This window comes from uncultured Desulfovibrio sp. (assembly GCF_902477725.1).
GTDB lineage: Bacteria > Desulfobacterota > Desulfovibrionia > Desulfovibrionales > Desulfovibrionaceae > Desulfovibrio.
Window position 1 is genome coordinate 225,657 of the sequence record NZ_CABSIF010000004.1, and the last position, 13,875, is coordinate 239,531.

A 13,875-nucleotide genomic window follows, 5' to 3' on the forward strand; every position below is an offset into this window, starting at 1 on the left:
GTCAAGGGGACGGAAAAAGCTGCGGCAAACAAAGGTTCGCCGCAGCTTTTAATGAATTGATGTATCTGAGCCAGTGGTGGGCCGATGCGCCACTGGCAGCGTTGTTATGCTCTGCTAGGAACTGCTGTGCCCGTTGCCGTTTCCGTTGCTCATGGAGGCAATGGTTTCGCGCAGGTCGGCGGCCATCTGGGCCACCTCGCGGGCGGTGACGCCAAGCTCCGTCATGGCGTTGGAAATATCCAGCGCAATGGAATCAACGGTGCCGATGTTGCCGTTGATTTCTTCAGAAGCGGCAGACTGCTTTTCAGCCGTGGTGGCGATTATGCCGATCATGTCGGCGGTCTGCATGACCTGGGTGACGATTTCCTTCAAGGCTTCCCCGGCCTGCGTCACAAGCTCCACACCCTGTTGCACGCTGGCGTCAGTTTCGTCCATCAGCGCAATATTGCTGTGAGCGCTGTCCTGAATGCCCTTGACGGCGGAGGAGACTTCCATGGTGGCCTGCATTGTTTTTTCCGCCAGTTTGCGTACTTCATCGGCAACCACGGCAAATCCGCGCCCTGCCTCGCCAGCGCGGGCGGCCTCAATGGCGGCGTTAAGGGCCAGCAGGTTTGTCTGGTCGGCAATATCGCTGATGATGCCAAGGATTTTGCCCACGTCCTGCGCCTTGCTGCCAAGATCGTGCAGCCCCGTGCTCATGGTGGTGGTGTGCCTGCGCACGTCGGCTATGGCCTCAATGGATTGGTCGGTGATCTTCTGGCCGCTCTGGGCGCGCTGCCGGGCCTGATCCGCGTTGCCGGAGGCATCGCCAGCATTGCGCGCCACATCCACTATGGAGGCGTTCATGGCCTCAATTGCGGTGGCGGTTTCGCGTATTCTGTTTTGCTGGTTGGCTGTACCTTCGCTGGTATGGCCGATGCGTTCCAGCAACTGGTCGGATATGTGGGCCAGGTGGGTGGCAATTTCGCCTGCATTTTCCGCCACTCTGGCGACCATGGCGCCGTTCTTTTCAATCTGGCGCTGATTCTTTCTGATCTCGGTAATGTCGTTCCAGAATGTCACCGAACCCATGAGGGTATTATCCATATCAAAAAAGGGCGTGGCAGTAACCGTAACGTGGCGTAGGTTGCCTTTCTCCGTAGGGAGCTCCCGCTCTGCCACAAATTTTTTGCGGTGCAGCACGGCGCGCACGGCTGTGGTTTCGCGGTTTTCGTCATTCCACAAAAATTTGCCCGATGTCAGACCGATAAAACTCTGCGGCTTTGCGGTTTTTTCCAGCAGATCGCACAGATGCTGGTTAAGCCAGAGAATTTTTTTGTCTGCGCCAATGATCAGGCAGGGGGCGGCAATGCCATTGAGCACGCCTTCCGAAAAGCCAAGCTTGTCTTTGAGCTGCGCCACCATCTTGCCAATGTCGGTGGAGAGCGTGGCAAGCTCGTCCTTGCCCTGCTGGTCAAATTCCACGGCAAGGTTGCCTGCGGCCACCTGCCCGGCATTGGCGACAAGCCGCGAAATCCGGCCAATGAGAAAATGGCGGATCGCCAGCACCGTAAAGGCAATCAGGGCCAGCAGGCCCACAGCCCCCATGATGGACGTGCGCAGCAACTGGTTTTCCATGGCAGTCCAGGCATTGGTGACGTCAAGTTTCATCACCAGCTGCCCGAGGATTGGTTCAGATTCGCCGTGGCAGTGATGGCACCTGCGCTGGTTGGCGATGGAAAAAACGCTGCCCAGAATTTTTTTGCCGTTCTGGTCAATAAAAACGGCTTCTTCAATGGGCTGTTTGAGGCCGCGCACATGCAGGCCCGCCAGCTCCTTGTCCGCTTCTACGGTGGCAAAATCCTTGCGCAGGGTGGTGTCGTCCGTGCTGTAGGTGATATTGCCCGTGTATGAGGTCATGTAGGCGGTAATATGCCCGAATTTACTTTTGATCTTGCCGAACTCGTCGGCAGTTCCCTTGTTGTCGCCCACGATCATGGGCTTTTCAATGCCCATGTAGATCAGCCCTGATTCCATGTGCGCGCTGGAGCGGATTTCATCAGTCATAAGCTTTTTAACCCCGGCATATTCCAGGGACATTATGCAGCTTATGACGAGAAACGTAATGGTGACAATAGATACCGTAATCTTGAAATTAAGCGATCTGGATAAAAGCATTGCTACCCCCGAACTAGTGCGCGCCGGAAAAGATCAGTGGCTTGAATTTGAAATCCTGAATCCGCTCGGAATTATGGCATGCCGTGCAGGTTTCCACGGCAGGCCTTCTGCTGATGGATTGAGGGTCCTGATTTTCCGCATGTTCGCTGCCTGGGCCGTGGCATGTCTCGCAACCAACATCGGCCAGTTCGGGCGTTGTTTCTATGCTTTTGAATCCACCCTTGTTGTAGCCTGTAGTGTGGCATTCGTAGCATTTTTGAAGCTCATGCTCCTTGAGCTTTGGCTTCATGATGGCTACAGAATCCCACGAGTGGGCTTTTTTGGAGTGTTTGATAAAAGAATTATACTGCTCTTCATGGCATGGAGCGCAGTTTTTAGAGCCTATGTAAGTTTTTGAGTTGTCGGCATTGCCTGCTTGAACAAAAAATAGCTGAACAAATGTGAAAAGTAGGGCTGAAAGAATACATTTTTTAGATAAATACAGCATCATCACGTTCTCTTTGATGGTTGTTTTTGTAGCCAGCCTGTAGCGCCTGTGAGGAACGGAGACTTTGTCACTTCAAAAAACGTAAACCCATGAATCGTGAATCAGTGCGGAAACCCTATATCCTTCGCAGGGCAATGCCGCAGTAACGCAGAGCCTTTCGGCACGTTTTATTAAATGATTATGCCTTGTTTGGAATTTGTGCTGTTTTGCTCACTTTCGTGGGTGAGGATCAGGCCAATGCCGCGCCAATTATGGGATGCAGTACGCACTCTATAAAGTTGTGACCTGACGTTGTTATACGCAAAAAATTTGGAATTGCACTCACTGATCAAGCAATGAATAGGTTAAAAACGATAATAGTATTGTTTACAGGTGGAGCGCCCAAGATTAATTAACCATATCTTTTTAATAAGTATCGGCTGTTTTGCGAAAATTTCCACAAAACAGGCACATATTTCGATGGTTAGCACAAAAAAATTTTAAAGTGAATATGCTCACGAAAACAGGAAAGGTCATCTCCTGTGCAACAGTATATAGTAGTTGCAGTTGAATATATTTTTTTACTTCAATACATGAGTCTTAGATGTAATTTTTATTGAACACTGATGTTTTTTGTTGATGAATAAGAAAATGATTGTCAATTTTGTTCATTTTTTTATGTTGCAGGTATAAATCTCAAATCATGGGTGCAGGGGGGTGCGTGGTCGTGCCAAGCTAATGCTGGAGAAAACAATCTCCTCATGAATATTGACCGGATTAATGCATATTGCGGGGGGGCGATAATGCAGGGGAATGGCAGATCGCGCGGGACTTGCGGCGGGCAGTATTTTAAAGGATTCAGGCTTTGAACGGCAGGGCGGCGCGTAGTTCATCCACGCCAGCGAGGGTGACGGAGCTCAGCGCAACAATTTGCGCTGTCCCCGCGCTGTGCAGAAAGCGCCGTGCGCGTTCCGTGTTGGCTGCGTCCATGTCTGTCTTGCTGATGACGCCAACGACGGTGCGATTGAATATGCGGGCAAATCCCGGCGGGAAGGCGGAGGTTGGGCGGGTGGCGTCCTGCACAAAAAGAATGGCCGCGCATTCGGTGGCCAGGGTGATGAGGGCGCAGTAGAAGCGGCGGTTTTCCAGAAATTCCGGCGGGGGAAAAACAAATTCTCCGGCGTATTCCACGGCCATGGTACGCCGCAGATCCGGTACGGTGCAGCCCAGCAGGCGGGCAACAGTGCGTCTGCCCACCCCCCGTTCGCCCATAAGCATAATGCGGCGCACGGCAGGCCTATGACCGGGTGCAATCGGTCAGGTCGTAGTGGAGCACATCGCCAAAATAGCGCAGCACTTCACGCAGCCCGGCTTCCACGCTGGCAACATCGCCGGTGAGCAGCAGGGAGCCGCCAAACCTGTCCAGAAAGCCGATCTGCACATCGGCGGCCTTGGTGGCTATATCTGCGGCAATGATCACGCCTTCGCTGGGCGTGATGGTGAGGATGCCGATGGCGTCTGTTGCGCTTTCGTCAAGGCCGAGCTTGAGGGGAATGTCGCGCTGGGGGCTGGCGATAAGGTGCGCCAGAGTGATCTGCCTGCCGGGCACATACTCCTGTATGACGCGCTGTTTCGCTTCTTCCATGGTGCGGCTGCCTGTTTGCTTGAAGGAATGTGATGTTTGCGCGGGGAGTCTGGCTCCCCGCGCAAGGGGTTGCCCGAGAGTAAACTGGTTAGAGCATTTCAACTTTGAAATGCTTCACATTTCAAAGTTCATCTGCTTCTAGAGCAACTGCTTTTTGAGATCGTCGCTGGGCGAGGGGATCACAATCTTGCTGACCACCGGGCCGCCGTCCGTCACGTTGGCAGCGCCAGCGTCCACAGAAGATTGCACGGCGCTGACCTCGCCCGTCATGAGCACAAAGGCTTTGCCGCCCAGGCCCGCAGAAAGGCGCAGCTCCACAAGCTGCACATCGCCAGCCTTGGCTGCGGCATCTGCCGCCAGCACGCAGGAGGCTGCGGTGTATGTTTCAATAATGCCGAGAGCGTTGATCTTTTCCCTGATTGCGGTGCCGTTCATGGCAGGGATAACGCTTTCGTGCACGTTGGGGATGATAAAGGAATCCACCACCAGATCCGCTCCCAGGTGCAACCCGGTCTGCACGGAGCTGGTCACGGCTCCGGTATCGCCGGTGATGACCACAAGATAACGGCCAGGGCAGGTGGGGCGGGAGATAACCAGCTCCACATTGGCGGCTTTGACCATTTCGTCCGCCGTCTGAATGCCCACGCCGATGCTGTTCAGTTCCACACAGCCTATAGTGCGTAATTTCATGCCGCTCACCTGTTGCTTCACGCCTTGATGGTTATGATGCCGTTTTCAACGGCAGTGACCACGCCGTCAATGCTGGCGTGTACGCGCGCGCCCATGGCCCCTTCGGGAATTTCACCGATGAGGTCGCCTGTTTTGACGTGATCGCCCGCATGCACCACGGCAAGGGCGGGCGCGCCTATGTGCTGGCGCAGGGGAATGCGCACTTCCGAAGGCGTGTAGTCACCGGCAAAGTGCGGGTGCGCTTCATAACCCGCAAGCCCAAGCCTGCTCACAAGGCGGCTGGTGGGAATCCTGCGTTCGTCGCGGAAACGCGAGGCCACAAGGGGTTCGCCCCTGTTTTCCCACTTGACCCCGGCGGCCATGAGTTCCTTTTTGAGCTGCGCGTTCACTTCCCTGGGCGAAAGGCCCATGGGGCAGGCGAACTTTTCGCAGATGCCGCATTCGGAGCAGAGCAGGGCCTCGCGCGCGATGGGCGAATCCACGGCCTGCCCGTCAAGCACGCGCATAAGCCGGTGCGGGTGCAGGCTGTGACCAAGCAGTTGCCGGGGGCAAAGATCGGTACACTGCGAGCACTGACAGCATATGGTGTTGGTAAGGCGTTTGACCGTATGCGGGTCCATGACCTTGCGGCACACCACGTTGTGATCGGGCGGCAGCACAAGCAGGCCGCTGGTTGTCTTGGTGACAGGCTGATCCGTATCGGGCAGCACGCGGCCCATCATGGGGCCGCCGTCCACCACGCGGTATTCGTCAATGGTCGGCCCGCCCGCAAATTGCAGCACCTCGGCAACCCTGGTACCCACGGGCACGCGCACCACCATGGGCTTGCGCACCTCGCACCCCACGGTGAGGTAGCGGTGGGTTACAGGTTTGCCGTCCAGCGCGTGGGCCACATTGCAGAGCGATTCCACATTGCTTACCACTGCGCCGATCTGCAAAGGAATGCCGCGCTCGGGCACAATGCCGCCCAGCACTTCATACACCATAACCTGCTCGTCGCCGGCGGGGTAGAAGTCGCCCAGTTCAAAGGCCTCGATGCGCCCCTTGCCAAGGCGGGCAACGCCTTCGCGCACACTCTGCATGGCATGGGCGTGTTTGCCCTTGAGGCAGATGACGCCGCGCCCGGCCCCTGTGCAATCCATCATGGCCTCGAGGCCGCGCACCAGAGTGTCCACCTGTGTTTCCATCAGATACGGATCGCTCATCAGCAGCGGCTCGCACGAAGCCCCGTTGACCAGCACCGTCTGCGCGGCGGCATCGGCCTTGACGTGTGTGGGCAGGCCTGCGCCCCCCGCACCTACCACGCCAGCCGCGCGAATGGCGTCAACAATTGGTTTTCCCATGATGTCCTCTCACTGGAATTATCGCAAAGCGGGCCGCCAGAGCATTTCACTCCTGAAATGTTCGCTTATGACAGGCCAAGCCTGCCTGCTCGCATTTCGTGGCAAGGATTTTCAGAAAAATCCCTGCAGAGCAGTTACCCCATTTCCTTCGTAAACTGCCCTAACCGCACCCGCCGCAATCACACTGCCCGGCTTCAGGCTTTACTTGCACTTGGGCAGAATCATTTCCACTTCTTCATGGGGGCGGGGGATCACGTGCACGCTCACGAGTTCGCCCACGCGCGAGGCAGCGGCAGCGCCCGCATCGGTGGCGGCCTTAACAGCGCCCACATCGCCGCGCACCATCACGGTCACCAGACCGGAACCCACCTGTTCGCGACCGATAAGGGTCACGTTGGCAGCCTTGACCATGGCATCGGCAGCTTCCACAGCGCCAACAAGACCACGGGTTTCAACCATACCGAGAGCGTCAGTCATTATAGCCATTGTAATCTCCTTTTATGTTTGCGTATGCGCGGCAGAGGCTTAAGCGTGAAGGCTTTTGCCGATCACTGCCACGGTTTCCAGCGTCACCTTCCGCAGTTCATCGGGGTCGGTGATGCCATAGTGCTGTTTGATGATGGCGGCCACGCCGATGAGCAGGTCATCGCAGTGTTCGTCATGCCCGTCATGCGCGTGCTGCGAGCATTCACCATGTGCGCAGTGCGCGGCGGCCTCGTCGTAGCTTAGCTGGACGCCGCGTTTGCAAAGTTCATCGCGCGCTCCGGGGGTCAGAATCTTAGCAGAGTCCATCACAAGCTTGTTGCCGTGGATGAACTGATCAAGATTATCAATGGTTATCAGCGTTTTTCCCATATGTGCCTCGTTCGTTCCGCAGGCGCGGGTTATTGTTGGGCGTCATTGGCGCTACGCCGCGCCGTGCCCGCCAGCGCGCTGACCACTTCCGGGTCGGGCTGGGGAATGACCACCATACGCATCAGGTTGTTGCCCAGCACGTCAGCGGCTGCGGCTGCGGCTTCACGCACGGCGGCCACATCGCCTGTCAGCACAAAGTATGATTTGCCGCCAATGCCCTGGCCAAGAACCATGCGCATCAGCGACACCGCCGCCTGTTTGACGGCTTTGTCTGCCGCTATGACGCTGTCCGCCGCGTTGCGGCATTCAACAACGCCCAGGGCCGCGCCGCCGATTTCAGCGGGCATGCGCCGCAGAACATTGAGCACCTGGCTGGACACATTGGAAACAACATAGCTGCCCGCAAGGCGCGCTTCCGTTGCTCTGGCGGCATGCACCGAGGCGTCAACCGCCTCTCTGTCTCCCCCCACAAGGATGAGAAAGCGCCCTGCGCAGACAACGGAAGCGCGCACCAGCGTGACCGGAGCGGCCTTGAGCATGATATCGGCCAGCTCCGCCCCAGCGGCTATGCTGCGGCTGTCCACAATGCCCAGTGTATCCATGAGCTATTCGCTCTCCGGGCTTTTGCCCATCATTTCTTCCTGATCCAGAATGCCCACAATGGCTGCATCAACAGGGGATTCCTGATTGTACAGAGCCTTGCGGGCCGGGCTGCCGGTGGTGATAAGCACGCGCTCGCCAATACCGGCTCCCACGCAGTCCACCGCCACAAAACTTTCGGCCAGCCTGTTGTGGGCGAGGTCAAGGCGCTGTACCACCATGAGCTTGAGCCCGTTGAGGGAATCTTCCTTTCGCGTGGCCCATACGTTACCGACGACAATGCCTATCAGCATGCGACACCTACAGATCTTTCAAAATGGTCATGTTGCGTTCCGCCGCCGCATCCTGCGCCAGCGGTGTTACAACGGCCCCTTGGGGAGCACGCAGGGTGCGCGCGCCCGTTGCGGCGGCCTCGGCCACATGGTTTGCGGTTATAAGACAATCGCGCGTGCGCGACGCTTCCGGCGCGGCCTCGGTGAGTTCCGTCAGGCCAAAAGCCGCAAGCCGCGCTTCATATTCTTCATACAGGCGCAAAAGCGCGTCCGGGGCAGTGGCGGCGTGTGCGCGGTAGGCAAAGCCAAGGGTGCGCACCTGTTTGCCCTGCAAGAGCAGGTCAAGCACTTCGCGCTGGGCAAGGCTTGAGCCGCGCCCCAGCGCCAGATCCGCCATATCCGGGCAGGAAAGCTCCGGCAGGATGTAGAGGGCCGGTTCCTGCCCGGCGCTCTGCCCCTGAAAGCACACCTGCATGGCGCTGCCGAGGCGCTTTTCCACCTGACGGGCGAGGGCTTCGTCCCTGGGGGCCAGCACCTGAGCCACGGACGCGGGCCTGGTATCAAGCTGATCCAGCACGGCCCGCACTACGGCGGTAATGAGTGTGTTCAGTTCCACGGGCATAAGCCGCGCTCCTATAATCATTTAAGGCTTTGAATTATATTCGTAAAAGCAAAATGCTCTAGTCAGTGCAGTTGAGTGCGATGCCCAGCGGCGTCACCAGAAAAGGATTGGCGGGCTTGAAAGTGGGCACGCCTGTGTCCTTCTGGATGATGGATTCCATATCAGCGAGGCAGCAGGTGCCGCCCACAAGGTACAGGGCCGAAACCTTGCGCCCTTGAATGTGCTTCCTGATGATGGCCGCCATCTTTTCAATCACGGGCCGCACCACGGGCAAAAGTTCCTTGTGACGGCTCGCGTCCTTTTTCAGGTCTTCAGCTTCGTCAAAGGGGATGTCGTAATTGCCCGCCAGCACGAGCGAAACGTGCGTTCCACCCGTGGGTTCGTCCGCCACGTACACAACCTTGCCGTCCTGCAACAGGGCAATGCCGGTGGTGCCGCCGCCGATATCCACGATGGCGCCGTCGCGCACCTGCAAAACGCTGTTGGCCGCAGTGGGTTCGTCAAGCAGGGCGGTAACGCGGTAGCCAGCGGCCTCCGCCACATGGCGGTGGGTTGCGCAGTCACGCTCGCTGGTGCCGGGCGGAACGGCAATGGCGGCATTCTCAAGCTTGCGGCCAAGGCGTTCTTCCAGCTCTTCGGTCAGCTCGCGCACAATGCGCGCGCCGCCCGCGTAGTCCACCACCAGACCGTCACGCACCACCTGGGCAAAGCGCATGGCACAGGCCACGGGCTCGCGTTTGGCATTGACCACAACCACCACAATGTACGCGGTGCCAAGGTCTACGCCCACATAGAGGGGTTCCGTGGGGCTGACCTTGCGGGGATTTTCCCGGCACTGGTCAAGCGTGGCGATCAGTTTATCCGCTGCGGCAAAGTCCATATCAGCCCCTTGAGCGCCGCACGATGACGCCGGTGACGCCGGGCTTCCAGCCTGCGCTGTTGCCTTCGTCCGCATCAATGTGCATGGCAAGTTTAAAGGAGTCGCTCACGCGCACCAGCACGTCTTCAAGAATCATGGGCCGTTCCGTATCAAGACGCACGGCGACCTTGTCCTTGTCCTTGAGGCCGAAACGCTCGGCATCATCGGTGTGCATGTGGATGTGGCGGGCGGCAACAATCACGCCCGATTCCAGGCCCACAATGCCCGTGGTGGATGCAAGCACAATGCCAGGGGTGTCCTTGGTGTCGCCGCTCTGGCGCACCGGAGGATTGATGCCCAGAATGCGGGCATCGGTCTTGGAAAGCTCGATCTGCGAAACGCTGCGGGCGGGGCCGAGAACGGCCACCTTGTCCATGACGCCCTTGGGGCCGATCAGCCGCACGCGTTCAACGCACAAAAATTGTCCCGGCTGCGAGAGCGGCCTTTCGGGTCGCAGGGCCTCACCGTACAGCGACAGCGCATCTTCGACGCTCAGATGGACGTGACGGGCGGAAATCTCCACCGGGATGGGCCCGGCGTTCATGGTTTCTTCCCTGTCGCTGCTGGCGCACTGCTCTGTCAGCACCTTGCGCACAACATCTGTCACAATGTCCTTGATCGCTTGTTCGTTCATCTTGGCTCCAGCATGCAACGGCTGCGCATTGGGCAACCGCCTTGTAAATACGCGGGAATTGGGCCGCAGGCTCAAATTCCTTTGGCGGACGTCTTTTCATGGGCAACGCCGCGCCGTTTCCGTAGAGGCGTTCTGCCTGTGGCTCCCCCGGCGCTGCTCGCGTGCAGCGCGCTGCCCGTCAGTGTGCGCCGGGGGGCCAGATACGGCAAAGACTAGGCTTCGCGCTTGGGCAGAATCATTTCCACTTCGCTGTGGGGGCGGGGGATCACGTGCACGCTCACGAGTTCGCCCACCTTTTTGGCAGCGGCGGCACCGGCGTCAGTGGCGGCCTTAACAGCGCCCACATCGCCGCGCACCATCACGGTGACAAGGCCGGAACCCACCTGGCTGCGGCCAATAAGGGTTACGTTGGCGGCTTTCACCATGGCATCGGCGGCTTCAATGGCGCCCACAAGACCACGGGTTTCGATCATGCCCAGAGCGTTGGCGGAAGCGGTCATAGCTATTCTCCTTGCGTTATTTGCGTATGTTGTTGTGCCCCTGAGCGGGTCATGCCGTTGGGGGCATTCCGCAATAACGGGCTGTTACGGTTACATTGGGCGGGCACAGGCCAGCCCGGTGTAGCTGCTAAAGAACCTTCTTCAGCTCGGCCACAATCAGTTCGGTGACGGCGTTGATATCAATGTTGCCAGCGCCAGCAGCCGGAGCCGACGTGCCATGACCGCTGCCGGAGCAGCAGGAGGCGACAGGGGCAGCATGGCTGTCCGCGCCGTGGCCATTGCTGGAGCAGCAGCACTGGGAGTTGAGGTCATAGGCCACACGGCGAATGTTGATAAGGTTCATGGGCGTGACGTTGTCGGAAGTCGCGCTGCCGCCAACGGCGCCGCAGCCCAGGGTGAACGAGGGGAACAGCCCGGTGCTGAGGCCCACCGCGCCCTGTGTGGCGGGCGTGTTGACCATGATGCGCGAAACAGGCTTTTTGAGGCCGAATTCGCGGATGATTTCTTCGTTGTTGGAGTGGATGGCAAGGGTGTGGCCAGCGCCGCAGTTGTGCAGCAGAGCGGTGCACAGTTCGCAGGCTTCATGCCAGTCTTCCACCACGTAAAAGCCGAGCAGGGCCGTGAGCTTTTCCTTGGAGAAAGGATACTTGGGGCCAACGCCCTTTTCGTCCGAAACGAGCAGGCGCGTACCCTGGGGCACGTCGATGCCGGCGATGCGGGCGATGGTCTGGGCGTCGCGCCCCACAATGGCGGGGTTCATGCTGCCATTGCCGCGTTCCATGACGTTCTTGACCTTTTCCAGCTTCTCGCCCTGGAGGAAGTAGGCTCCCTGGGCTTCCAGCGTGGCGCGCACCTTGGCGGCGATGCAGGATTCGGTGACGATGGACTGCTCGGAGGCGCAGATGGTGCCGTTGTCGAAAGTTTTGCTGCTCATGATCTTGGTCACGGCGCTTTCGATATCCGCGGTGCGCTCGATGAAGGCGGGCGTATTGCCAGCGCCCACACCCAGCGCGGGCGTGCCGGAGCTGTACGCGGCCTTGACCATGCCGGGGCCGCCCGTGGCAAGGATGAGATCGCAGATCTTCATCAGTTCGTTGGTGCCTTCAATGGTGGGAATGGTGATGCAGCTCACCAGATCGGGCGACACGTTGCAGCTGCGCAGCGCGCCCTGGATGATTTCCACCGTCTTGGCAATGCACTTGCGAGCGCTGGGGTGCGGCGTAAACACAATGGCATTGCCCGACTTGAGCGAGATGAGCGACTTGTAGATGGTGGTGGACGTAGGGTTGGTGGAGGGCACGATACCCGCAATCACACCCACGGGCACGGCCACTTCCACAACCTTGGTCTCGTTGTTGGTGGAAAGAATGCCCACGGTCTTCATGTCGCGAATGCAGGCATAGACCTTTTCGCTGGCAAGCAGGTTCTTGGTCTTTTTGTCCTGCGGTTTGCCAAAGCCGGTTTCTTCCGCAGCCATTGCGCCCAGCGTTTCAGCCTGGGCAGCGGTGGCTTCGGAAACGGCCTTGATCACGGCGTCCACACGCTCCTGGCTCATCTGTGCGAATTCCGGCTGCGCCTTGCGTGCAGCGCGAACCAGTGCGCGTACCTCCTGAATGGAGAGCAAATCCTTATCGACCATTTCTTACTCCTTTTCCTTCAGAGCCGCCCGGCAAATGGCGTCTATCAGCGTTTTCTTGTCGGAGGAGACAATCTGCCCGCGCGTAAGCGGAACCTGAAGGTCTCTGGCCAACTGCCGAAGTTTGTTTATGCTCATGCCCGAGAGCTTTTCCTTGCTCGGGGGCGCGGCCTGCGTGGCGGGCTTCGCCTTGTCGGCGGGGTCAGTCATGCTTGTCTGGCCTTCCTGTGCGGCCTCTGCCGGGGCCGCCGCCTCAATCTCAATGCTGCGCGGTTGCAACAGCAAAATATGTTCAAGCTCCGCATCGGGGCGGGGGATGACATGCCGCGAAACGCACTCCGCACCTTCAATGCGCGCAATGGAGGCCGCTGCTGCGTCCACGGAGGACTGCACGGCAGCCACTTCGCCCGCGATGGTGATGGTCACAAGCCCGCCGGAAGCAAGGGACTTTTCGAGCAGGCGCACGTCTGCCGCCTTGAGCATGGCGTCGGCAGCCTCAATGGCTCCTATCAAGCCCCTCGTTTCCACAAGTCCTAATGCCAGCATGCTTTTTCTCCTTCACTGCGCAAGGGCGCGGCGCGGGTTTGTCTAAAATGCTCAGCTCTAATGCCTGATAGTCTTCACATCGAGGTCATAGCCACGCAAAATGCTTTCCATTGTCGCCATATCCCGGTCATCAAGCACAGGGTTGTCCTTGATGGGATATTCCATGTCGAGCTGGGCGTACTTGCCGACGCCCATTTTGTGGTAGGGGAGCAGATCAACACCCTTTAAATTTTTCATACCTTTGTAATTATACAGAAATTTTCCTACGGCGTGCAGTTCTTCCGTATCATCGTTGTATCCCTTCAGCAGGGGCATGCGGATACGCACGTTGCTGCCGTTTTCAAGCAGCCAGCTCAGGTTCGCCAGTATGGTCTCGTTGCGCACGCCTGTGAGGGCATAGTGCTTTTCCGGATTCATGTGCTTGATGTCGAAGAGGAAGAGATCAACCACTTCGGCAAGCTGGCGCACAACTTCGGGGCGGGCATAGCCGCACGTTTCCATGGCGGTGTTGATGCCCTTGTGCTTACAGGCAAGCAGCAGGTTTGCCACGGCTTCCGGCTGGAGCATGGGTTCGCCGCCGCCAACGGTAACGCCCCCGCCGGAGCTCTGGTAAAAGGGCCAGTCCTGTTCCACCACTTCCAGCAGTTCAGAAATGCCCTTGCATTCGCCCGCGATGGCCAGCGCCCCCTGGGGGCAGGCCTTTACGCAGCGTCCACAGGCGATGCAGTCAAGCTCCCTGTTTACGGTATGCTGGCCTTGCTCTCCCGCGAGCGCGTGAATGCCTGAGGGGCAGACGGGCACGCACGCGCCGCAGGAGATGCAAAGGTCTTTTTTGTACAGCACATCACAGCGCCGACGTTGGCTTTCGGGGTTTGAGCACCATTTGCAGCGAAGGGCGCAGCCCTTGAAGAAAACGATGGTGCGTATGCCCGGACCGTCATACATATTGTATTTCTGTATGTTGAAAACGATGGCTTTTCTTTCGATCAC

Annotated in this window: 16 protein-coding genes and 1 pseudogene; all 17 read right to left on the bottom strand. The window is 58.3% G+C overall.

The genetic code is table 11. The features are described from left to right. Positions 1-114 precede the first annotated feature (114 nt). Positions 115-2,157 carry a methyl-accepting chemotaxis protein gene (locus tag RDK48_RS05065; RefSeq protein WP_298992715.1) on the bottom strand — a complete coding sequence of 681 codons (2,043 nt, stop codon included), beginning with the start codon at positions 2,155-2,157 and terminating at the stop codon, positions 115-117. Between the two features lie 13 nt (positions 2,158-2,170). Beyond that, complete coding sequence (locus RDK48_RS05070; protein WP_298992714.1) at positions 2,171-2,647, bottom strand: cytochrome c family protein; 477 nt, start codon at positions 2,645-2,647, stop codon at positions 2,171-2,173. A gap of 834 nt (positions 2,648-3,481) precedes the next feature. Next, positions 3,482-3,913 (bottom strand): EutP/PduV family microcompartment system protein, encoded by a 432-nt coding sequence (locus RDK48_RS05075; RefSeq protein WP_298992713.1) that lies wholly within the window; start codon positions 3,911-3,913, stop codon positions 3,482-3,484. 7 nt (positions 3,914-3,920) lie between these two features. Beyond that, complete coding sequence (locus RDK48_RS05080; RefSeq protein WP_022658518.1) at positions 3,921-4,268, bottom strand: BMC domain-containing protein; 348 nt, start codon at positions 4,266-4,268, stop codon at positions 3,921-3,923. 138 nt (positions 4,269-4,406) lie between these two features. After that, positions 4,407-4,958 (bottom strand): BMC domain-containing protein, encoded by a 552-nt coding sequence (locus tag RDK48_RS05085; protein WP_298992712.1) that lies wholly within the window; start codon positions 4,956-4,958, stop codon positions 4,407-4,409. Positions 4,959-4,975: 17 nt separating this feature from the next. Continuing rightward, on the bottom strand, positions 4,976-6,301 hold the full coding sequence (locus RDK48_RS05090; protein ID WP_227117586.1) for a 4Fe-4S dicluster domain-containing protein: 1,326 nt from the start codon (positions 6,299-6,301) through the stop codon (positions 4,976-4,978). Positions 6,302-6,502: 201 nt separating this feature from the next. Then, positions 6,503-6,781, bottom strand: a complete 279-nt coding sequence (locus tag RDK48_RS05095) for a BMC domain-containing protein (RefSeq protein ID WP_108702565.1) — start codon at positions 6,779-6,781, stop codon at positions 6,503-6,505. 45 nt (positions 6,782-6,826) lie between these two features. Beyond that, positions 6,827-7,156, bottom strand: coding sequence for a hypothetical protein (locus RDK48_RS05100; protein WP_022658522.1), 330 nt, complete (start codon positions 7,154-7,156; stop codon positions 6,827-6,829). A gap of 29 nt (positions 7,157-7,185) precedes the next feature. Then, a complete protein-coding gene (locus tag RDK48_RS05105) occupies positions 7,186-7,758 on the bottom strand; it encodes a BMC domain-containing protein (protein WP_209817672.1) in 573 nt (190 codons plus the stop codon). Between the two features lie 3 nt (positions 7,759-7,761). After that, entirely contained in the window at positions 7,762-8,049 is a 288-nt protein-coding gene (locus RDK48_RS05110; protein WP_022658524.1) for a EutN/CcmL family microcompartment protein, read from the bottom strand. 7 nt (positions 8,050-8,056) lie between these two features. Continuing rightward, the gene (locus tag RDK48_RS05115) at positions 8,057-8,650 is read right to left on the bottom strand and encodes a hypothetical protein (RefSeq protein WP_022658525.1); all 594 of its coding nucleotides are present in this window, start codon (positions 8,648-8,650) and stop codon (positions 8,057-8,059) included. 58 nt (positions 8,651-8,708) lie between these two features. Further along, positions 8,709-9,530, bottom strand: a complete 822-nt coding sequence (gene eutJ, locus RDK48_RS05120; RefSeq protein ID WP_298992697.1) for an ethanolamine utilization protein EutJ — start codon at positions 9,528-9,530, stop codon at positions 8,709-8,711. 1 nt (position 9,531) lies between these two features. Further along, positions 9,532-10,203: a phosphate propanoyltransferase gene (locus tag RDK48_RS05125; protein ID WP_192111450.1), complete on the bottom strand. Its 672-nt coding sequence runs from the start codon at positions 10,201-10,203 to the stop codon at positions 9,532-9,534. 212 nt (positions 10,204-10,415) lie between these two features. After that, on the bottom strand, positions 10,416-10,703 hold the full coding sequence (locus RDK48_RS05130; RefSeq protein WP_022658528.1) for a BMC domain-containing protein: 288 nt from the start codon (positions 10,701-10,703) through the stop codon (positions 10,416-10,418). Between the two features lie 127 nt (positions 10,704-10,830). Next, positions 10,831-12,342 carry an acetaldehyde dehydrogenase (acetylating) gene (locus tag RDK48_RS05135; protein WP_298992688.1) on the bottom strand — a complete coding sequence of 504 codons (1,512 nt, stop codon included), beginning with the start codon at positions 12,340-12,342 and terminating at the stop codon, positions 10,831-10,833. 279 nt (positions 12,343-12,621) lie between these two features. Then, positions 12,622-12,885, bottom strand: a pseudogene (locus RDK48_RS14925) (BMC domain-containing protein); the annotation flags it as partial. A gap of 57 nt (positions 12,886-12,942) precedes the next feature. Further along, on the bottom strand, positions 12,943-13,875 hold the full coding sequence (cutD, locus tag RDK48_RS05145) for a choline TMA-lyase-activating enzyme (protein WP_298992683.1): 933 nt from the start codon (positions 13,873-13,875) through the stop codon (positions 12,943-12,945).